Raw genomic sequence first — 21709 nt, forward strand, 5'->3', positions numbered from 1 at the left:
AGGGAGCAGTCAATGGTTTGAAGCGGCTGTTATCGATATTATTTCACCGCACTTCCAAGCATACCGGATATGAAATGACGCTGCAGCGCAAGAAAGAAAACGATAATTGGAACAGTCGCCAATGTTACTCCTGCCATCACTTGACCGTAATCAATACGTGATAAACCAAACAAGCTGGATAAAGCAACAGGAAATGTATACATTTCTTCTGATGATACGGCAATTAGCGGCCATAAAAAGCTGTTCCATTGATACATAAATAAGAAAATTGCCGTTGCTGCAAGAGCAGGTTTCATTGATGGAAGAACAATCCGGAAAAAGATTCTCCATTCGCCTGCCCCATCAATACGAGCAGCCTCAATTAAAGCGTCAGGAAATGCCAACATATTTTGCCGCATTAAAAATATCGCAAATGGATACGCTAAATTCGGCAAAATTAAGGCTTTATACGTATTTAACCAGCCAAAAGCCGCCATCATTTTAAAGAGCGGAATTACCGTAGCGTGATAAGGAATCATCATCGATAAAAGAAATATCGTAAATATTACATTTCTGCCTTTAAAGTGGAATTTGGCAAATGCATAGGCAGCCATCGTACAAATGATTAAACTTAACACTGTATAAGTACCGGCCACAAATAATGAATTAAACATGACACGTCCGATACCGATGGACTCATTTAAATTCGTTATATTTTCGATAAGCTTTGTACCTGGTACTAATGTCGGTGTGGACGAAAACATCTTTCCGCTTTCATTCGTTGCTCCAATCATCGCCCAATAAAATGGGAATAATGAAATGATCACCCCAACCGTTAAAACGGCATACAACCCTATTTTTTGCAAAAGCTTTCTTTGGCTCATCTCTCATCACCCGAAATCTTAAATTGAATAAAACTTAAAATAGCAATCAAAACGACAATCACGTACGCAATTGTTGAAGCATAGCTAAAATCAAAGTATCTGAATCCTGTTTGATAAAGATACATTCCAATGGTTAATGTTGCGTCACTCGGTCCGCCTTTTGTTAACGTGTATGGCTCATCAAACAGCTGCAATGTACCAATCGTCGATAAAATCGCCGTAAATAAAATGACTGGTTTTAACTGAGGAATCGTAATCGAGAAAAATTGGCGGATTTTTGATGCACCATCAATACTTGCTGCTTCATATAATTCTTCTGAAATATTTTGCATTGCGGCTAAATAAATCACCATATTGTAGCCAACCCAGCGCCATGTCATCGCTATAATGAGCGCCACTTTCGCCCAAACAGGGTGCGATAGCCACGGAACCGCATCCAATCCAATCGACATCAAAAATTTATTAATAATTCCATCCCCCATCATCATGATGGAGAAAATAATCGAGTATGCGACAAGCGATGTTACCGCCGGCAAGAAAAATGATACACGGAAAAATCCTTTCAACTTGAGCAAAGCAGAATTCAAACATGTCGCTAAAACTAAGGCTAAAAACAACATGATCGGAACTTGTATAATTAAGATAAGAAAGGTGTTTTTCAATGCTTTTATAAAAATTTCGTCTTTAAAAAGCCGCATATAATTATCCAGCCCGGCAAATACAAATTGTCCTCCATCGTTTGTTTGAAAACTCAGTACAAACGAGTAAATAATTGGATAAAGCATGAATATGGCAAACAAAATCACCGCCGGAGCAATAAACAAATAAGGAACGATTTGTTTAGAATGGAACCGAAATTTTTGCGATTTTCCTAACTCTACTTTTGCACTTGGCCCATTTGTTTTCAAACTAGACACCTCGCTTTCAAACATCCACCGCCGCTTATGAAAAAACAGGGCTGACCCATAAGTGTCTGCCCCGCACACAACCGGGAATAGGCTGCGGGGGCTGACACTTTGCATTTGAGTCAGCCTCATTCTGTTTTCAATCTTCTCCTTTAAATTTAGTAACGATTTATCTCGCGCTTTGTGCGGGCTTTAATGCGTTCAGCAGCCTCTTTAAGAGCTTTTTTCACATCTTTTCCATTAAATACATCTGCTTGTGCTTTAATTGATTCGTCCAAAGCAATCGAATAATCGTTTGTATAATATGCCGTTGGAATATCCTTCATCTCATTGGCAAACAATTGCCAAATTTTTTCGCCGCTGAAAAACTCAACCCCGCTCGTGAACAACTCTGAATCATAAGCAGTTGATAAAGATGGGAATAACCCATATTTCTCCATAGCCATCAATTGAATTTCTTTTGTTGTTGAGAAGAACTCTAAGAATTTATACGCTTCTTCTGGATGCTTTGTAGATGCCGGAATCATCCAGCTGCTGCCCCCTAAGTTTGCTGCGCGATTCCCGCCTTTTTCAAATGCAGGTAATAGAAATACTCCCCATTTTCCCTTTGTATCTTTCGCTTGATCGATAATGGTTCCGTAATACCAAGCCCCAAACGGAATCGTTGCAACAGAGCCATCTACTGTTGCTGAAACAACTCCATTCCATCCATCTACATCTTTAATTAATTTGGCATCGTCAAATTTCTTTAACATTTCCATTGCTTGTACAGCTTTTGGATTCGTTAAATCGATTTTCCCATCCTTATCAAAATAGTAAACTCCTAATTGGTTTAACATCATCCGGAAAATCGGATCGTCTTTAAATTTATCCAGCGGCATTGCGTATGCGCCTGTAGCTTTCTTAATCTTCTTGCCTGCTTCTAAGAAATCATCCCACGTCTCAATTTCTTCTGCTTTTACTCCCGCTTTTTCAAAAAGATCTTTCCGATAGAACATCCCTGTTGGACCAGCATCAAACGGCATCGCGTAAAACTTTCCATCCACCATTGTTAAATCTTTCTTAAATTGCGGAAAATGATCTGCATGCTTATCAAAACCTTTTTCTGATAAGTTTAAAAAACCTTTCGGAAACGCTTCTACATAACCGTGGATACGATCATCTTCTACTAAGACAATGTCAGGCAGTCCTGTACCGCCAGCTGCTAAACCTGTTGATAATTTGTCATAAACATCCAGGCGCCCGATGTCTTCCACCTTAAGCTCAATGTTTGGATTTTCCTGTTGAAATTCTTTCGCTGCTTCCTTTAATGCGCCTACGTTTACATTCCAAGCCCATGCTGTAAGAGTCACTTTCTCCCCTTTGTCTGATGAAGCCGAATCATTCTTGCTGCAAGCTGCCAATAGCACCATAGATGCCACTAAAAGTAATAAAAAATTCCAATACCTTCTCAAAATCGTTCTCCTCCCCCTAATAAATCTTTAAACCATTAAGTAAGCGTTTACACTTACTGATAAAAATTTTAGTAAAAATATTAATGATAGTCAATAACTTTTTAGTAAATATATTCGTAAAATTTCTAAAAATATTCTAAATCGGAAACATTTTCTTTTATAAGACGTATTATTGTGGCAAACTAAATACATCACTTTTTCCAAAAGGGGGGTTACAAGATTGGAAACAAAAGCATTCTTAATAGAAGAGTTAAAAAAAATCGAGAAATGGGAACAGGAACAAAAAGATTTATGGTTTTGGGAAAAGCTTGGACGGTTGCCTTTTAAAGTATTAGATAAACTGACGCCGTCTTTCATTCATAAAAAAGTCGGTCAGCTTCTTGATGAGATTGGCAGCTATATTCAAACCGGCGGACAATACCTCGTTCAAGAACAAAAAATATTGAGTAAATTTTCCGGAAACGACACAACTCCGCCATTGGAAGAGATAAAGCATTTTCCGATTGAAACAATGGACCGCGTCTGTGACGAAATCGTGCAGTCCCGCGCCACATTCGCGCAATATCAAGGTGCGACAACCGGTGTCGGCGGCATTTTTACATTGGCGATCGACATCCCCGCACTGCTTGGGCTTGCTTTAAAAACATTGCAAGAAATCGCAATTGCTTACGGATACGATCCAAAAGAAAAAAGAGAACGAGTTTTTATTATTAAATGCTTACAGTTTTCCTCCGCTGACATTGTCGGCAAAAAAGCGATTTTTGAACAATTAACATCTTTTAACGATGAACATCAGCAAGTTTTTTCGCAGCTGCAGGGCTGGCGGGAAGTGATGATGACCTTCCGTGACCAATACGGCTGGAAAAAGCTTTTGCAAATGATTCCGATTGTGGGGATTATTTTTGGTGCTATATTAAATAAATCAATGATTGAAGGAATTTCTGAAGCAGGAAAGATGCTATACAGGAAGCGGCGAATTTTGGAAAAGCTTTCAGAAATGAAAAACAGTGTCTAAGAAACATTCTTGACACTGTTTTTCATTATTCAACAGCTTGGGTGGGAGATAACGGACGCTAGAAGTGCGATAAGTTCAACTAACATCAGCGGGGGATGAAGATACCCCCCACTGATGAAGTGGCGCTTTATTAGCACGCCTTCAGCCTCCACACGCAACTCACGTAATCCCCCTGCAATTGCGGAATGTTTAAACCTACATACATTAATTCATCGCCGCCATACACTTCCCCATTTTCTAGCAGTTGATAGTTCTTGTTTGGATCAAGCCCTTTTAACCGCAGAAAGGAGAGTGGTGCGTTAGGTTCCGCTAATACACGGAAATAAGCAACAAACGCTTCGGATTTGTCTTCGGAAACAAACATCCAAGCCGTTTCATTTCCTTCAAACGGACTTAAAATTCGGTAAAAATCACCATATTGGACTAAATGGCGAATTTCTTTGTAAAAAGCAACTTGTTCTTTAACCTTTTCTTTTTCTTGCTCCGTTAATTTTGTTAAGTCAAGTTCATAACCAAAGTTCCCCGACATCGCCACATTTCCGCGTATATCAAGCGATGTCACCCGATGAACTTGATGGTTAGGCACAGCGGAAACATGGGCTCCCATTGCACTAATCGGATAAACTAAGCTGGTGCCATATTGGATTTTTAAACGGGATACGGCATCCGTATTATCACTCGTCCATGTTTGCGGCATGTAATAAAGAATGCCCGGGTCAAAACGTCCGCCGCCTCCTGAACAGCTTTCAAATAAAACATGCGGGAACGCGGAGGTGATCTCTTCCATGACACGATATAATCCTAACATGTATCGATGAGCGGTTTCGCGTTGTCTTTCCGGCGGCAGGGCGGACGAACCGATTTCGGTCATATGACGGTTCATATCCCATTTGACATAAGAAATTGGTGCGCTCTTGAGAATATCTGAAACCGCTTTAATGACGTAATCACATACTTCTCTACGCGAATAATCCAAGATTAATTGATTACGGCCTTCTGAACGGGAACGGTTTGGTACATGAAGACACCAGTCTGGATGTCGGCGGTACAGTTCGCTGTCTACTGAAATCATTTCCGGTTCAAACCATAAGCCAAATTGCATTCCCATGCTGCGAACTTTCCGGGCTAAACTTTCCATCCCGTTTGGCAGTTTATTTTTGTCAACAAACCAATCCCCAAGCGAGCTTTTATCATTATCACGTTTGCCAAACCAGCCATCATCGAGTACAAACAACTCGATTCCCAGCTCTTTGCCTGCTTCGGCAATTTGTAAAATCTTTTCTTCATTAAAATGAAAATAGGTTGCTTCCCAGTTATTAATTAAAATCGGGCGTTCTTGATCGCGGTATTGACCGCGTGCCAGGCGCGTCCGATACAATTTATGATACGTATTTGACATATCATTTAATCCATTGGCGGAGTAAACCATCACCACTTCCGGAGTTTGAAAAGATTCCCCCGGTTCCAACAGCCACGTAAAATCAAACGGATTAATCCCCAGCGAAACACGCGCTGTTTTATACTGGTCTACTTCAACCTGTGCAAGGAAGTTGCCGCTGTATACTAAGCTGAAGCCGTATACTTCTCCATGGTATTCTCCCGCCCCTTTTTGCAGCAAGGCAATAAACGGGTTATGCTGATGGCTGCTTGCCCCGCGGCGGCTTTCAATCGATTGTGTGCCAACAACGAGCGGTCTTCTCTCAATATGGCGCTCCCTTGCCCACGCGCCAGAAAGATGCAGCAGTTCATAATCAGCATGAAAAAAATCTACGTTCATACTTAGTGCCCGTAATAGTTTAATCGTTTGCTCTCCTTCATTTTCAAAACGGACAGAACGCGTAATGACATTAAAGTTCTCATATACGGTGTAAAGTAGGACGGCTTTTAAACTTGATACAGCGTCGTGCAAAACGATTTCTAAAGACTCGGCTTCGTTCTCGTTTTCGATGTAGGTTGCCGGCAGCCCTTCCAGCTTCGGTTTGCCTTTAAAAATGCGGTGTGATTGGTAGCGCAAATCAGAAACCGTTGTTCCGTTTTCAAACTGCACTTGATAAGCAGGTGTACGGAAATCGGTATTACCGTATGCCGGATATTCTTGCGGAAGCGTATCTAATGAAAATGTGCGATCTGCCGGCTCAGGATTAGGTGAAAACGCACGATCGAGAAATTGCAGCTTTCTTGGCATATTCGCCTCGCGAATTTTTTTTCCCCAATAAAGATGAGCTAAGTAACCTGAACGAACAACTTGCATAATATAACTTGTGTCTTTCGCCTGCAGATGAAAGGTTTTTGTTGAATCATTATATATAATCCCCATTTTAATCCCCCTTACTTTAGCACCGTTCGTTGAATGAACCTTCAACAATTATGATTGTGCACACTTTGAACGTTGAAGCGCGAGGCTTCCCGCCAATGGATGATAAACAGATTTTCAACTACTTTATTTACTAAAATTTTAGTAAATATTTTTATGACGATACTACCATAAACCGATTCGATAATCAATACGTTGTTCCCGGCTATTGACTTTCATTTATTTATACAAAATAAGCGATAAGAGGCTGTCACATAAAGGTCTGACCTCACGTGCGTTTCACAATATATCGTTCTTTTATGCCGTATATTGTGTTGCGGGGTCTGACCCCGGACTGTGAATCAGCCTCTTTGCTAAATAATATGCTTACTTTTTTAACGTTGCGGCTCATCACACGGAACCACTGCGTCATGCAGCGCTTGTTCCAGCTCTTCTCTATACGCCCGCTTTTGTTCTTCTGTCCAGTTTAAAACATTTGCCATATAGTTGATGATCGGCATCTTCCATTTCCGCACCCAATCAATATTGAAAAACAGTGTCCCTGTCCGGCGAATGAAATAGTCGACAGGTTTGACAGTCATTTCTTCTTCGATTGCATATACAAGGGTAGCAAATATGTCGCGCGGGAGCCCGCTTTCTTCGTTGTATTTTTGACTAATGGCAAAAAGCCGGTCTACATTTGTCCCATACTGCTTTGCCAGCTGTCTTCCCTGTTCTTCTGTAAAACCGTACTGCTGTGCTTCCTCCGCTTTTTTCTCGACAAACTGTAAAAAAGCATGGGAAGAGCCGACATTCCCCCCAGAAATCGGCAATGTTTTCGTTTGGCACGGTTTATACGTTCCATCTCCTTCTTCGCTTAGTTGCTTTGCTACCAAGTCGACGACCATTTCCGCCATTTTTCGATATCCTGTTAATTTTCCTCCTGCGATGGTAATCAGTCCTGATGGAGACTGCCAAATTTCGTCTTTCCGGGAAATTTCAGAAGGCGCCTTCCCTTCTTCATGAATGAGCGGACGCAATCCCGCCCAGCTTGATTCGATGTCTTTTTCTGTAAGACGGACACTTGGGAACATTCCGTTAATCGCGTTTATTAAATATTCACGATCCTGTGATGTCATTTTTGGGCTGGCGATGTCTTCGTTATAAAACGTATCTGTTGTGCCGACATACGTTTTTCCATCGCGGGGAATGGCAAAAACCATGCGGCCATCTTGCGTATCAAAATAGATCGCCTGCTTTAACGGAAACCGTTTTTGATCAATGACGATATGAACTCCCTTTGTCAAGCGAAGCGTTTTGCCTGTTTTAGAACGGTCCTTTTCGCGCAATGTATCGACCCAAGGGCCAGCTGCATTAATCACTTTTCGCGCATATATGTTGTAAGAATGCCGGCTGATTTGATCGACACAGCGCACACCGATTACTTTCTTTTTTTCGTAAAGAAATTCTTCGACTTTAACATAATTGACTGCATGCGCTCCGAGTTCGGCCGCCTTTTTAATGACTTCCATCGTTAGCCGGGCATCGTCCGTTCGGTATTCAACATAATAGCCGCCGCCAAGAAGGCCTTCTTGTTTCAAAAGCGGTTCTTTTTTCAGCGTCTCTTCAGCGCTCAACATTTTCCGCCGCTCACTTTTTTTCACCCCCGCTAAATAGTCATATAATTTCAGTCCAATCGACGTCGTAAATTTGCCGAACGTCCCCGATTTATAAATCGGCAATAACATCCATTCCGGCGTCGTAACATGCGGGCCATTTTCGTAGACGATCGCTCTTTCCTTGCCAACCTCGGACACCATTTTGATTTCAAACTGCTTTAAATAACGCAGCCCGCCATGAACAAGCTTTGTGGATCGGCTCGACGTTCCGGCTGCAAAATCCTGCATTTCGACAAGGGCGGTTTTCAAGCCCCGGCTCGCTGCATCTAGCGCAATGCCGCAGCCGGTAATTCCCCCGCCGATAATAAGTACATCATATACATTTTCATTCATTTGCTCTAAAAGCATTTGGCGTTTTCTACTTGAAAACATGTGCAAAACTCCCCCTTTTTAGCTGATCATGAAAGAAAACAAAGCGAAGTGCGGGCAGTTCAACAAATAAAATAAAAAGAGACCATTACAAACATGACAAGTCTGCACTTATCATGCATGTATGGTCTCTCCAGCTCTCCTGACAACATATTAACTTAGCTTTATTATATCATAAACTTCCCATTTATCTAGTAAAAATTTTCACTAAATTCACCATAACAAAACAGTTTTTTCGTGCTGTCAAATGCACCTGCTGTTGATAAAGACATAGCAGCTCTTGGCTTACAAGCACTAATATTAATTCCGCGCTTCTTAAATTTTTCCACAATACAACGAACCCGATTTTTTTTCGCAACTTTCTCTCGTTGGAAATGAACCAAGATTTCTCTCACCTTTCATCCATAAATTTAAACGATATGTACAACGTCCTATCAGCATCTTACGTTTTAAACCGATATATCGTGAAAAAATGAACCTTACTCTTTAGGCAGCGTCTTTTTCCACTTCTACATTTAATAAGACGTATTTAAACGAAAAAAGTTTCATTTATTTTTGTAAAGTCACCTTTTTACAGTTGATGCATATATTAATGCATACATTAAATTGAAAAGTGGATGACCGATCACGAAAGGAGCTGCCCGCTGTGAGCGAACAATTTCAACCGCCCATCAAGAAGAAAAAAGATGATGATACATTTCAATATTTGTTTGATATAGTCGATCAATTTTTCGATGAGCGGCCATTGCAAAAAATGCTGGAAACGCTTGATGACTATTTCCAGCAGACGTTTAAGCAAACATATATCCCGATAGACGTTTATGAAACAACACAAGAATACGTGATTACCGCTCATCTTCCAAATGTAAATCGCAATCAAATTGAATTAGAGTTTATTGACGATCATTTCATTTTGACAGTAAAAAATAATGAAAAGATGGAATCAGTGAATGAACACACTCATGTTTATCAGAAAAAACAAACTTATCAAAACATCCGCCGTACAATTCCATTGCCTTACTCCGTTTCGGAAAAAGAAATAAAAGCGTCGTTTCAAGATGGAAAATTAGTGATTCGTTTCCCGCAGCGACGAAAATTGATTGATGTGGAAGAAAACTAAACGTCAGAACAAATAAGCGAGGCTGCCTCCGAGTAAATTGTCCGCCCCCACAATCACTATGGATATGCGGGGTCAGGCACTTATGGGGCAGCTTTAATTTTTATGAGACTTACTGCCGTATTCGGTATTTTTCTCTGGCGTCGGATCGTTTTGAATGTTGAATTCTTTGGCAAATTCATTGTTCAGCTTATTGTTCAGATATTTGTTTTTTCGTTCGCGATTATCATTGCGGTTTGTCATATATTCTTCACCTCTATATTAAAGTTTATCCATTCTTATTCATTTTACTCTCACAAATTCTTCCGTTTTATTCATACATACTTTTCACTTCGTTTCGTCACTCTAGTTCTAGGAGGTGTTGTGTAATGGACAGGCAGACAGATAAAAAGTTTCACCGAATCATTGCTGCACCGTCGCCGGAAGTGAAACTTGTCATCAAAACGAACCTAGACCCGCAAACAGTAACAGAAGAAAATCCATACGTTGACAAAAGAAATAAAGCAAGTGAAGAATTAAAAGCATTTTTTGAGGGGGAGAAGAAGTAGTGGAAAAGACACTGGCTTATTTGCGTGAAATTTTATCGAATTATACCGAACGTCATGATAAAACTCCCCTTATGATTTATCATAAGCTGATAAGAAACAATTATAGAAATGAAGAAGAGTTTGTCCGCGATTTATCACAAAAAGAAATCGCATGTTTAGACCGTATTCTCCCGGATGAAATAAAATATGCGATGGATGAACGGGATTTTGAGCGTGTATATCAATTGAATGAAGTTTATGAGCTGTTATTTTGAAGAGGCTGTCTCATAAGGGTCTGACCTCACGCGAATTTCACAATATATCGTTCATTTATCCAATATGATGTCCTATATATTGTGTTGTGGGGTCTGACCATGGAGCTTTTGGGACAGCCCCTTTCACGTCCCTTATTAATGTCAAATTTTAAACGTTTGTGACAGCCCTTTCACCATTGAGCCTACCTGATTGACAGCGTTCACCATTTGTCCCATTGTATTCATCATTTTATTAATATCAAACGTTCCATCTTTTGTTTTAAATTGCGACATGATGGACTGCCATCCAGGCGCTTGCGGCTTGATTGGGGAATGCGGCTTCGGATAAGGCGTTGAATACGGCGAAAAAGATGGTTGCTGCCACATAGGGTGGTATGCATGCCCTTGATAGTATGGAAATGCTTGCTGCATGTGCCAAGGGTGCGATACATAATACGGAAAAGCTGATGAAGATGCTGGAAACATGGATGATTGTGGATAACGATACATCGAAAATCCCTCCCTCGCAAGTTAGGCTGCTATTAGTGTATGTCATTTACCTCAGAAAGGTGAAATGAGAAACATGTCATGAATTGTCGGAAGTTTCAATTTTTCGAATTTACATAAATTGTTTTCTTTCATGATAATATGAATAAAAAGAAAGCAAGGGGGAGTTGTACGTGAATGTACTGGAATTAAAAATGAATTTTATTTCTCTCAAAAATTATGAGCCGGCTGATGTCAACGAACTGCTTGATTTCGCAAGACAAATTTACCTCCGCGGACAAATGACAATCACCCAATACCGCGATATCATTCGCGAATTAGAAGCAGCAGGGGCATATACTCCTCACTATGTAGATGAATACGTTGGTTTATGAGCAATAGAAATCCATCATATATAGTGCTCTCATGTAACGTTATAACTATGAGGCTGACCAAAAGCAAAGTGTCTGACTCCATAACACAATATATAGGACAGAATATGTGTAAAATGTGCATGAGGCCAGACACTTATGGTCAGCCTCTTTTTATGTATATTGGTGCTGCAGAAATGCCATAGTAAAAAGAAAAAGGGGGCTTTCATCATGGGTAGAGGCGTTCATTTTAACCATAAACGTAAAGGACATAAACAGGAAAAACCGAAGCACGGCAGCAATGTTCCACCAAAAAACACGGAAAGAGTGGAGTTTGCGATTGAACCTGATCGTCCTGTTTCTACGAAAGCAGAAAAAGATTTGTAACATTTGCACGGCTGTTCCATCTCCGTTGCTTGGAACAGCCGCTTTTATTTTATTGTGTTGTCGATTTATTCCACTCCCTTTTATCAATAAGGATCTTTTTTATGTCTTTTGGTAATGTTCCGTGAGCTACTCGTGTAATGATCGGTGTGACCCGAATGACTTCTTTCACCTTTGCAACAAGCTGCTCATCTAATGGCTCATCTGACTCAACAAAGATTTCCAGTATATCCTGCTCATCCTTTCTCGTAACAATGGCTTGAAATCTCTCATATCCATGATTGCTAAGCAGATTAGCCAGCTGCCTTTCATGGACAAACATCCCTTTTACTTTTACGCTTGTGCCTACTCTGCCTAAGACACCTGCAATTCGTTTGCCTTCATATCCTTTTATCCAGCGAGACAAATCTCCGGTACCGAAGCGAATAAGCGGATAGCTTTGATCAAACAAAGTAACGACAATTTCCCCTTCTGAATCAAAAACCTCTGTACCTGTAACAGGATCGCAAATTTGCATAATCACACCTGACGCTACTTTAAGTCCCGGACCTTTTTTGTCCTCAAACGCAAGACAACCGCAATCCGCTGTCCCATATCCTTCATAAACTTCCATTCCTTTGCTTTCGAAACTTTCCCGCATTTCATTTGTCAACATTTCCGCTGTAAAAAAAGCTTTTCTTAGGCGCAGCTCTTTCCCAACTGTCCATCCTTTTTCCTCCACAGCATCAATCAGAAGCGAGAGAAAGCTCGGGGTGCCTACATAGCCGGTAACTTGTATATCGCACATTATTTGAATTTGCAGTTCCCGATTCCCCGGTCCTGCCGGAATCACCGTTGCACCAATGTGACGCAGCGCTGAATCAAACATAAAACCAGCTGGAGATAAATGATAAGAAAAGGTGTTTTGCACAATGTCCTGCTCTGTAAAGCCGGCAGCACGCAACGCCTCAGCAAATCTCCAATAATCGCCTTCATATGTTTGCGGGTCATAAATCGGACCGGGAGACATGAAAATCCGCGCCATTTCCGCCGCAGATCTTGTAGCAAGCCCTCCAAACGGATAGGACAGCTTTTGCAGCCCGGGCAAATCTTCCTTTTTTAGCACTGGAATTTTTTCAAGATCTTTCATCGTACAAATATCCGCCGGTAAAAGATTTACCTCGTTAAGCCGTTCCCGGAATGGAGCGGAGTGTTTATATGCGTACTCTACTAGCCGCTGTAATTGCTTTTCCATTTACAACCACCGCTTTCTTCGCTTATATGATTTTACTTCGCGATAATTTTTTCTTCCTTTGTCGCTCATGCCAAGGTAAAACTCTTTGACATCTTCATTTTCCAGCAGTCTCTCTACAGGACCGTCCATTACGATTCGCCCGTTTTCCATAATATAGCCATAATCGGCAATGGACAGGGCAATTTTTGCGTTTTGTTCGACAACGAGAATCGTTGTTCCTTCTTCTTCGTTAATTCTCTTAATGATTGAAAAGATTTCTTTCACCATTAACGGAGCAAGCCCTAATGAAGGTTCATCTAATAATAATACTTTTGGCCTTGCCATCATCCCTCTGCCGATCGCCAGCATTTGCTGTTCGCCGCCCGATAAATATCCGGCCTGGCGGTTTTTAAGCATTTCCAGCTTTGGAAAGTAACGATATACTTTTTGAATATCTTCCTTTATATTGTGGCGGTCTTTGCGCGTATGAGCACCTACAAGCAAGTTTTCTTCGACAGTTAAATGCTCAAATACGCGGCGTCCTTCCATGCATTGAAAAATCCCTTTTTTCACAATCGTTTCCGCGTCACTTGCTTCAATCCGTTCCCCATTAAACTCAATATATCCGTCTGTAACCTCGCCATCCTCGCTTCTTAATAAGCCGGAAATCGCTTTTAAGGTGGTTGTTTTGCCCGCCCCATTACTTCCGAGCAATGTGACAATTTTCCCCTCCGGTATTACCATCGACATTCCTTTTAAAACGAGAATAACACGGTTATACATGACTTCAACGTTATTTAAAGTCAGCATAATTTCTTTCCCCCTTATCATGAAGAGGCTGCCTCATAAAGGCCTGACCTCACGTGCGTTTCACAATATATCGGCCATATGGCGATTTTATATATTGTGTTGTGAAGTCTAATCCTTTGCTTTTGAGTCAGCCTCTTTCTACTTCATCAGTAGCCGAAGTAATCAGTAAATACTTCAAACTTTCCGTTCTGTACTTTTGCCAAGCGGATTTGAGTTGTTCCCGCGTGATTGTCAGGAGTGAACGTTACCGGTGCGGCTAATCCGCCTAAATCTAAATGATTAATTTTTTCGAGACCTTGGCGAATTCCTTCACCTGTTGTCGGATCATCAGCGAGTTTAATACCTTCCACTAAAATTTTCGCCGTCACCCAGCCCTGGATAAATTTTTGGTTTTTGTCTTCTAACTTTTCACCTTTGCTTTCCAGATATTCTTTAATTTCTGCCATTCCCGGCAAATCTTCATACGGGAACGCATGAGTGACAACACTAATGAAGCCTTCCGCTGCATCTCCGGCAATCGGGAGCAATCCTTCGCCTGTTGACCAATTGAGACCAATAAACTGCGTTTTAATGCCCAGTTTTTTCGCATCTTTTAAAATCGTTGCCGTTGCCCCCCAAGTTTCTTGAATAATCGCATAATCAGGATCTTTCTTTTGCATATTTAAAAGCTGAGATGTCGCATCCAACGCTTTTAAATCAACAATTTGTTCATCGACAATTTCTACGCCGATTTCTTTAGCAAAGTCTTTTGCATCTTGAATTGGTGATTTACCATAAGCTGTGTCGTTATAAATTAACGCTACTTTTGGAGTCCCATCTTTATGATTATCCTTAATCCATCTCAACACAGCACGGGCTTGATCAGAATACGATGCGGCAGTTAAAAAGTTATATGGGCTTTCTTTTAAATTTTTTAAATTTTCTGAATAAGAAGCCGAGAAAAACGGCAGTTTATCGGCAGCCACCTGCTGGCGAAGCGCTTCTGTGTCACCAGTTCCCCATCCTAAAATCGCCGCAACCTTATCTTTCGATTTAAACTTTTGATATAACTTTTGCGCTTCAGGAATTTTATAAGCGTAATCTTGACCGACTAACTCGAGTTTATAACCATTTACTCCGCCTTTTGAGCTAATGTATTCAAAATAAGCTTTCTCACCTTCTGCATAAGGAGCGCCCACATCTCCCGTTGCTCCTGTAATATCAAACAGTCCGCCAATTTTGATTGTCCCTTTTTCGCCGCCTCCCGAGGAAGACGAATTGCTGCCTCCGTCGGAATTCGATTTCTCCCCTCCTGAGCATCCAAACAACATGCCTGCTGTCAACACCATCATCAGAAGTAAAGACCACACTTTTTTCATGTTCTTTTCCCCCTTTTAAATTTTATTTTATTAATAAAGCAACAAGCACAAATACTTCTATCATTGTTTATGCACTTGTCGCTTAATCACGAATATCATTTATGTTTTTTCATTTAATAAGAGAATGGCCACAATCGAAAGTAGTTTTTAATATTGCGCCAAATTTTATCAAGTCCCTCCGGCTCATATACAAGAAACAAAATGATCATAAGCCCAAAGACAACTTCTTTCATGCCGACCAGCACGTCTGAAAGCCCCGGAAACATCCCGTTCAATAACTCAACAAAGGCACGAAGCACAACCGGAAGTAACGTAATGAATACCGCACCGTAAATCGAACCGAACACACTGCCTAACCCGCCTACAAGAATCATTGCCAAATATTCGATAGAAACGGAAATGCTGTAAAGCTCGGGGCTGACAATCATCGTATAGTGTCCGAGCAGCGCTCCTGCCACTCCAACAAAAAAGGAGCTTACGGAAAACGCCATCACTTTGTATTTGAACAAATCAATTCCCATTACTTCAGCAGCAATATCCCGATCTCTTATGGCAATAAATGCGCGCCCGACACGGGAGCGAAATAGATTAAGAGAAAAAATGGTTGTTATTAATAAAATAACAAACATTAAATAGTAATAACTGTCTTCACTCGTAAACGCAAAATTTCCTATTTCCGGGCGCAATAATACTAACCCGGCTGTACCACCCGTTAATGAATCCCACCTCGAAATCACAAACAAAATGATGACTTGAGCAGCCAATGTCGCAATGGCTAAATACAGTCCTTTTAGTCTCAAGGATGGAATTCCAAATAAAGCGCCGACAATGGCAGTGATTACTCCGGCAAGAGGCACAGACAGCCAAAAACTAAGCCCAAGCTTTGTCGTTAAAATCGCTGACGTATATCCGCCAACACCTAAAAATGCACCGACACCGATTGATATTTGTCCTGTAAATCCTGTCAGTATATTAAGACCGATTGCACCTATTGCAGCAATTCCGCAAAGAGTTGCCAAGCTAACGACATAATCTGAAACAATGAGGGGAAAAATGGCAAAAAAGGCAACAATCAGAAATATCCTCGTGCGTACTCTCGGAATTTTCCAAATGGCCATGTCCTGCTTATAGCTGACATGGAACTCCCCGCATTCCATCACAAAAGGATTTCGCATCGTCTCACACCCTTTCGATTTCTTTTTTTCCAAACAAACCATAAGGCTTAATCATTAAGATAAGCACAAGGATGACAAACGGTATCACTTCTTTTAATCCGCCGCCAACCATTGGATCTAAATAGCCGCCCGTCATACTCTCGATAATTCCAATAATAATTCCGCCGATAATCGCTCCAGGAATGCTGTCTAATCCGCCAAGAATAGCAACAGGAAGCACTTTCAAACCGATGGTTGAAAGCGATGAGTTCACACCGTTAATGTTGCCAAGCAGCACGCCGCCGACAGCGGATACAATGGCAGCGATCGCCCACGCTACAGCAAAAATCGTCTTTACGCTAATCCCCATTGATAACGCAGCCTGCTGGTCATCTGCCGTTGCCCGCATGGCAATTCCGAGCTTGGAATATTTGAAAAATAACGTGAAGATGACAAGCATAACAACAACAATTACTAACGACCACGCATATACCGGAGCAATAACAACCTCACCTAACTGAATCGGTTTGTCCGAAAATACTTTTGGATAAACACGCGTTTCATGCCCCCAAATAATATGAACTAAACCAGCCAATATACTTGATAATCCAATTGTTGCCATAATCATTGAAATGACCGGCTTGCCAATAAACGGTCTTAAGACAATGCGTTCAACAACCAATCCTAATATGGCACTAAAGACAAGCGTTATGAGAACGGCCAATATAAACGGAATATGATAGCTGGCGACCAATGTTAAACAGACATATGTTCCAACTAACAGAAACTCTCCCTGCGCAAAGTTAATGGCGTCACTTGATTTATAGATTAAGACAAACCCGAGTGCAACTAAGGAATAGACACTTCCAACAACAATACCCGTTACGAGCATTTGCAAAAAAAACGACATTACGCAGCCCCCTCTCCTTCTCCCATTGAAACGACTTGAAGCGTCGTTTTAATCGTTTGTTCTTTTCCGTCACGGTATTTAATGGTGCCTTCCACGTTGATTTGTTCGGATGACGAGTACATCCCTTCAATTAATGACGCATATTTCATAGCAACAAATTGCCTGCGTACTTTCTTTGTTCTTGTCAGCTCTTCATCGTCGGCATCCAGTTCTTTGTACAAGAGCACAAATTTTTTCACGCGTGCCTTCTCCGGAAGAGTTTTGTTAATTTCGTTCACTTCCTCTTGAATCAGCGCAAGCACTTCCGGTTTTGCCGACAAATCCGAGTATGTTGTGTAAACGATTTGGTTTTTCTCCGCCCAGCGCCCGACGTTCGCCATATCGATGTTAATAATCGCCACAACGTAAGGACGATCACGTCCAATCGCTACCGCTTCTTTAATGTAAGGGCTGAATTTTAGTTTATTTTCGATAAACTGCGGCGAAAACATTTCCCCCGACTGCAAGCGGATGACATCTTTCAAGCGATCAATGACATATAAGTGGCCTTCTTCATCCAAAAACCCGGCATCCCCCGTATGTAGCCAGCCGTTTTCAATCGTTTTCTTCGTCGATTCCTCATTTTTGTAATATCCTTGACAGACGCTCGGACTTTTTATGAGAATTTCTCCTTCATCGGAAATTTTCACTTCCGTTCCCGGAATTGGTATGCCGACGCTGTCTAGTTTTATATCACCGTCCCGATGCACAAAGGCAATTCCAGCCACCTCCGTTTGTCCGTAAATACTTTTTATATTTACGCCGATACTGTGGAAAAAGCGGAACACATCCGGACCTAACGGGGCACCGCCAGTATAGGCGCGTTTTATTCTCAATAATCCAAAATGGTCACGAATGGCACTAAAAATGAGGTAGTCTGCCAATTTAAATAACAGTTTCGTCCCGAATGAAGGTTCCTTCTTTTGAAAGTGAGCTTCTGCTACCTTTTCGCCAATCGGCTTACACCATTCATATAATTTTCTTTTTAACCAGCTGGCATCTTGAATGCGAACTTGAAATTTTGAAAGCATATCTTCGTAAATGCGCGGTGGTGAAAACATGACATGCGGACCGATTTCTCGTAAATTTTCAAGTACAGTAGAAGGTTCTTCCGGAAAGTTTACTATGATGCTGTTGTGAAAAGCCATGGAAAGAGTCATCATCTGCTCCCCAATCCATGCAAGCGGCAAAAATGAAAGATATTCATCGTTTTCATCGAGAGGATCAATTTCTGAGAGATGTTTTGCCATTTCGAATAAGTTGCGATAGGAAAGCATCGTTCCTTTAGGGTTACCTGTCGTTCCTGATGTGTAAGACAGTATCGCTGTATCATCGTAACTGCCTTTTTTCACTTCGTTTTCAAAATAATTAGGGGCTTCTTTTGCAAACCTTTCACCTATCTCCTGAACTTCTTTAAAATACATTAACTTCTCATGGCGATAATTTCTCATTCCCCGATCATCGTAATAAATCATTTTTTTCACTTTCGGAATTTCGTGTTCGATTTCAAGCATCTTATCTACTTGTTCCTGATCTTCTACGACAACAAATACCGCATCACAATTATCAATAATATAACTCATTTCATGGGGAAGAGATTCTTGATAAATGCCGACAGACACCCCTCCTAAACTTTGCGCTGCCAGTTCGCTGAATACCCACTCCGGCCGGTTATCGCCAATAATCGCTAACTTGTCTCCTCTTTGAAAGCCTAGTTTCGCAAGCCCCAACGCAAACGCTTTAACTTGTTCATAATAATCTTTGTACGTATATTCGTTCCAAATTCCGTAATCTTTCTCACGCAAAGCAACTTTATCCCCTGCTTTTAATGCTTTTTCAAGTAATGCTTGAGGAAATGTCATGTTTCCCATGTAACCCCCCCTTTTTGCTATCCAACATGTTCTTCTCCTAAATACGCCTCAATCACCCGCGGATTATTTTGAATTTCTTTCGGCGTTCCATATGCAATTAATTTACCAAAATCCAAAACGGCAATATGATTGGATAAATCCATAATAACCCCCATATCATGCTCAATTAAAATAATCGTTGTCTTCTTTTCTTCATGAATGTCAATGATATAACGCGCCATATCTTCTTTTTCTTCATTATTCATTCCGGCCATAGGCTCGTCTAAAAGCAAAATCTCTGGTTCAAGCGCGAGTGCCCGGCCGACTTCGACACGTTTTTGCAGCCCATATGACAACGTTCCAACCGGAGTGTTACGTACGTGCTCTAGCTCTAAAAAATCAATGACTTCCTCTACTTTTTTGCGATGCTCCACTTCTTCTTTTTGGGCTTTTCCCCAATACAATCCGCCGGCTAAGACACCTGTTTTCATCCTTACGTGTCGTCCAAGCATCAAATTGTCTAACACTGACAAATGCGGAAACAGTTCAATATTTTGAAAAGCCCTTGCAATCCCCAGAGCAGCACGCTTATGTGGTTTTAAATTTGTTATATCCTCTCCCTTAAACAAAACAGACCCACTAGTCGGTCTGTACAACCCACTAATACAGTTTAACATGCTCGTTTTTCCAGCCCCGTTTGGACCAATTAACGAAAAAATCTCTCCTTCTTTCACTTCAAAACTGACATGATCAAGAGCAACCACCCCGCCAAAACGGAGGGTTACGCTTTTAATATCCAATATCCCCATATATAATCCCCCTAGCTTATCCTAAAAATTTATGACAGTAATACTGCATCTTGTTAAAATTAAAAAGCATAATTACTCGTAATACGTTCGCTATTGTTCGTATCTGACAATATAACAGAATAAATGGTGGTCTGCTCAATGATGTAAAGGGGATGCTATAATTTTAGGGAGAGTAAGATAACTCTTGTTTCCTTTCCTGAAATGTTGGAACAATGCAGCTCGACATACTTGGAGGGATTGTGTTCAGGCTCTTCTAACATCGACGTTTTCATAGTCAAGAAACGATTTGTAAGCGCTTTCTAAAATATCCCCTCCTCTCTTTCTTTCATAACAATTTTGTTACAAATTTATTATATATTTATCAGAAAAGTTTGTAAATTATGATTTTTTATTTTTTTTACAAAATTCGAGTTTTTGTTTCCGAAAATTTCACGAAACATAAAAGGCTGACCGTAAAGCAGTGTATCAGACCCCACCACATAAAAGGTTGGAATGTGCGTGAGGTCAGACACTTGCAGGTAAACTCCTATCATACGATTATTATACTCAAGTAATTTCTCTGTTAGTTTCTTCAGTTGTTCACGCATGATATCACCTCATCTTGACTGACCGAGTGAATAAGAGCAAGGTGAATAGATTGAAGCCATTAACTGAATGCTGACATAGGAATTGTTTTTTGAAAAGCATCTGCTTGTTTCGTTGTTCCGTTGTATAAATGATTTTCCACCTTTTCGAGCCGTTTTGTCAATTCATGAATACGTTCCTCTTTTTGCTCGCAATATTCTGCAATGACAGAGTAAATGATATCATCCATTTTACAATCAATCTCCTGCATTAATTGAAAAATCTCATTTAACTGCTTTTCCACTTCTTCCTTTTTCACCCAGTTCCTTTCCATCATTTCTCCTCCCCCCGAGTCCCTCATTCGCTATTTAAAATTCGCTATTTCCTTTTCCCTCCCTGCCGAGACGACAAAACTAGAAGGTATTCGGCAAAGAAAACGGCACGCTCTTTCATATCGAGCTGTTTCGACAATAACACTTCATTTTAATATTTTTGACAAAAAAGCTTGTCTTATGGTAACCGTTATTACTGTGACTGTATTTTTTATTAACTGCAAACGATTTACATTCCATTTTTGCTGTGCTGTGATATAATTATAGGCATTCAAAAGGAGATGAGCCGTGATGTTTAAATATCCCGGGGGAAGAGCTTATCAGGCAGACAAACAAGCAAAGCCTGCTTCTTTGCTTGAAACAAATTACGCAAATCGTGGAATGACACTAGAAAAAGACTTGAATGCCACGAATGAATTTTATCGGGAGCATGGCATTGCTGTTATCCATAAGAAGCCAACTCCTATCCAAATCGTCCATGTTGACTATCCAAAACGAAGCGCCGCGGTCATTAAAGAGGCTTATTTTAAACAGGCATCCACTACCGACTATAACGGAATATACAGAGGAAGATATATTGATTTCGAAGCAAAAGAAACGCGGAATAAAACAGCATTTCCGCTGCAAAACTTTCATGAACACCAAATTCATCATATGAAACAAATTCTCGAACACGGCGGTATTTGTTTTGTGATTTTACGGTTTACGTCATTAAATGAAACATATCTTCTCGATGCGAAGCATTTGCTCACGTTCTGGCACCGCCAACAAACCGGCGGCCGAAAATCGATTGCCAAGCACGAAGTCGAGCAATACGGCCATTATATTTCTCTTGGCTATCAACCACCGATTGATTATATTAAAATAGTAGAAAAAGTCTACTTTAACGATGCGTCCGTTTAGGACCATTGGTGCAAAATCAATCTTTCAAATATTGGAAAGGCAGGATTTGC

General features: G+C 40.8%; 24 protein-coding genes. 7 read left to right on the forward strand and 17 right to left on the reverse strand.

The features are described from left to right. Positions 1–38 precede the first annotated feature (38 nt). The 3 genes from B0I26_RS02830 to B0I26_RS02840 form a co-directional block, all read right to left on the reverse strand. Positions 39–863 (reverse strand): carbohydrate ABC transporter permease, encoded by an 825-nt coding sequence (locus B0I26_RS02830; RefSeq protein WP_245934702.1) that lies wholly within the window; start codon positions 861–863, stop codon positions 39–41. Continuing rightward, entirely contained in the window at positions 860–1771 is a 912-nt protein-coding gene (locus B0I26_RS02835; RefSeq protein ID WP_409991404.1) for a carbohydrate ABC transporter permease, read from the reverse strand. The genes B0I26_RS02830 and B0I26_RS02835 overlap by 4 nt, the downstream gene beginning before the upstream one ends. Positions 1772–1926: 155 nt before the next feature. Then, a complete protein-coding gene (locus tag B0I26_RS02840; RefSeq protein WP_111643958.1) occupies positions 1927–3222 on the reverse strand; it encodes an ABC transporter substrate-binding protein in 1296 nt (431 codons plus the stop codon). Positions 3223–3442: 220 nt separating this feature from the next. Between B0I26_RS02840 and B0I26_RS02845 the strand changes: the two genes are divergently transcribed. Continuing rightward, complete coding sequence (locus B0I26_RS02845) at positions 3443–4237, forward strand: EcsC family protein (RefSeq protein WP_111643959.1); 795 nt, start codon at positions 3443–3445, stop codon at positions 4235–4237. 130 nt (positions 4238–4367) lie between these two features. Here B0I26_RS02845 and B0I26_RS02850 read toward each other — a convergent pair whose 3' ends face one another. From B0I26_RS02850 to B0I26_RS02860, 3 genes are all read right to left on the reverse strand, one after another. Beyond that, on the reverse strand, positions 4368–6554 hold the full coding sequence (locus B0I26_RS02850; RefSeq protein WP_111643960.1) for an alpha-galactosidase: 2187 nt from the start codon (positions 6552–6554) through the stop codon (positions 4368–4370). 371 nt (positions 6555–6925) lie between these two features. Continuing rightward, entirely contained in the window at positions 6926–8581 is a 1656-nt protein-coding gene (locus B0I26_RS02855; RefSeq protein WP_111643961.1) for a glycerol-3-phosphate dehydrogenase/oxidase, read from the reverse strand. A 188-nt stretch (positions 8582–8769) separates the two neighbouring features. Next, positions 8770–8961: a hypothetical protein gene (locus B0I26_RS02860; protein WP_111643962.1), complete on the reverse strand. Its 192-nt coding sequence runs from the start codon at positions 8959–8961 to the stop codon at positions 8770–8772. Positions 8962–9224: 263 nt separating this feature from the next. Between B0I26_RS02860 and B0I26_RS02865 the strand changes: the two genes are divergently transcribed. Beyond that, on the forward strand, positions 9225–9698 hold the full coding sequence (locus B0I26_RS02865) for an Hsp20/alpha crystallin family protein (protein WP_111643963.1): 474 nt from the start codon (positions 9225–9227) through the stop codon (positions 9696–9698). Positions 9699–9791: 93 nt separating this feature from the next. On the opposite strand, the gene B0I26_RS18165 is transcribed toward B0I26_RS02865, so the two are convergent. Next, the gene (locus tag B0I26_RS18165; RefSeq protein ID WP_181502672.1) at positions 9792–9938 is read right to left on the reverse strand and encodes a hypothetical protein; all 147 of its coding nucleotides are present in this window, start codon (positions 9936–9938) and stop codon (positions 9792–9794) included. Between the two features lie 125 nt (positions 9939–10063). Here B0I26_RS18165 and B0I26_RS02870 point away from each other — a divergent pair, with 125 nt between their 5' ends. Then, positions 10064–10243 (forward strand): hypothetical protein, encoded by a 180-nt coding sequence (locus B0I26_RS02870; protein ID WP_111643964.1) that lies wholly within the window; start codon positions 10064–10066, stop codon positions 10241–10243. Then, on the forward strand, positions 10243–10497 hold the full coding sequence (locus B0I26_RS02875; protein WP_111643965.1) for a sigma-G-dependent sporulation-specific acid-soluble spore protein CsgA: 255 nt from the start codon (positions 10243–10245) through the stop codon (positions 10495–10497). Before B0I26_RS02870 ends, B0I26_RS02875 begins: the two co-directional genes overlap by 1 nt. A 141-nt stretch (positions 10498–10638) precedes the next feature. Here B0I26_RS02875 and B0I26_RS02880 read toward each other — a convergent pair whose 3' ends face one another. Continuing rightward, entirely contained in the window at positions 10639–10986 is a 348-nt protein-coding gene (locus B0I26_RS02880) for a YppG family protein (RefSeq protein ID WP_111643966.1), read from the reverse strand. Between the two features lie 170 nt (positions 10987–11156). On the opposite strand from B0I26_RS02880, the gene B0I26_RS02885 reads away from it, so the two are divergent. Beyond that, a complete protein-coding gene (locus B0I26_RS02885) occupies positions 11157–11357 on the forward strand; it encodes a YppF family protein (RefSeq protein WP_111643967.1) in 201 nt (66 codons plus the stop codon). A 207-nt stretch (positions 11358–11564) separates the two neighbouring features. Next, positions 11565–11720, forward strand: a complete 156-nt coding sequence (locus B0I26_RS18170) for a hypothetical protein (RefSeq protein ID WP_181502673.1) — start codon at positions 11565–11567, stop codon at positions 11718–11720. Between the two features lie 49 nt (positions 11721–11769). Here the strand turns inward: B0I26_RS18170 and B0I26_RS02890 are convergent, their stop codons facing one another. The 9 genes from B0I26_RS02890 to B0I26_RS02930 form a co-directional block, all read right to left on the reverse strand. Then, positions 11770–12951, reverse strand: coding sequence for a phenylacetate--CoA ligase family protein (locus B0I26_RS02890; protein WP_111643968.1), 1182 nt, complete (start codon positions 12949–12951; stop codon positions 11770–11772). Continuing rightward, positions 12952–13740: an ABC transporter ATP-binding protein gene (locus B0I26_RS02895; RefSeq protein ID WP_111643969.1), complete on the reverse strand. Its 789-nt coding sequence runs from the start codon at positions 13738–13740 to the stop codon at positions 12952–12954. It abuts the gene before it with no gap. A gap of 146 nt (positions 13741–13886) precedes the next feature. Continuing rightward, on the reverse strand, positions 13887–15098 hold the full coding sequence (locus tag B0I26_RS02900; protein ID WP_111643970.1) for an ABC transporter substrate-binding protein: 1212 nt from the start codon (positions 15096–15098) through the stop codon (positions 13887–13889). 113 nt (positions 15099–15211) lie between these two features. Further along, the gene (locus B0I26_RS02905; RefSeq protein WP_111643971.1) at positions 15212–16273 is read right to left on the reverse strand and encodes a branched-chain amino acid ABC transporter permease; all 1062 of its coding nucleotides are present in this window, start codon (positions 16271–16273) and stop codon (positions 15212–15214) included. Between the two features lie 4 nt (positions 16274–16277). Further along, positions 16278–17162 (reverse strand): branched-chain amino acid ABC transporter permease, encoded by an 885-nt coding sequence (locus B0I26_RS02910; RefSeq protein WP_111643972.1) that lies wholly within the window; start codon positions 17160–17162, stop codon positions 16278–16280. Continuing rightward, the gene (locus B0I26_RS02915; protein ID WP_111643973.1) at positions 17162–19072 is read right to left on the reverse strand and encodes an AMP-binding protein; all 1911 of its coding nucleotides are present in this window, start codon (positions 19070–19072) and stop codon (positions 17162–17164) included. Before B0I26_RS02915 ends, B0I26_RS02910 begins: the two co-directional genes overlap by 1 nt. A gap of 17 nt (positions 19073–19089) precedes the next feature. Continuing rightward, complete coding sequence (locus B0I26_RS02920; RefSeq protein WP_111643974.1) at positions 19090–19860, reverse strand: ABC transporter ATP-binding protein; 771 nt, start codon at positions 19858–19860, stop codon at positions 19090–19092. 350 nt (positions 19861–20210) lie between these two features. Next, on the reverse strand, positions 20211–20447 hold the full coding sequence (locus B0I26_RS02925; protein WP_111643975.1) for a hypothetical protein: 237 nt from the start codon (positions 20445–20447) through the stop codon (positions 20211–20213). 59 nt (positions 20448–20506) lie between these two features. Then, positions 20507–20761, reverse strand: a complete 255-nt coding sequence (locus B0I26_RS02930; RefSeq protein WP_220084965.1) for a hypothetical protein — start codon at positions 20759–20761, stop codon at positions 20507–20509. A 283-nt stretch (positions 20762–21044) separates the two neighbouring features. On the opposite strand from B0I26_RS02930, the gene recU reads away from it, so the two are divergent. Beyond that, the gene (gene recU / locus B0I26_RS02935) at positions 21045–21659 is read left to right on the forward strand and encodes a Holliday junction resolvase RecU (protein WP_111643977.1); all 615 of its coding nucleotides are present in this window, start codon (positions 21045–21047) and stop codon (positions 21657–21659) included. Positions 21660–21709 lie beyond the last annotated feature (50 nt).

This window comes from Paranoxybacillus vitaminiphilus (assembly GCF_003259935.1).
GTDB lineage: Bacteria > Bacillota > Bacilli > Bacillales > Anoxybacillaceae > Paranoxybacillus > Paranoxybacillus vitaminiphilus.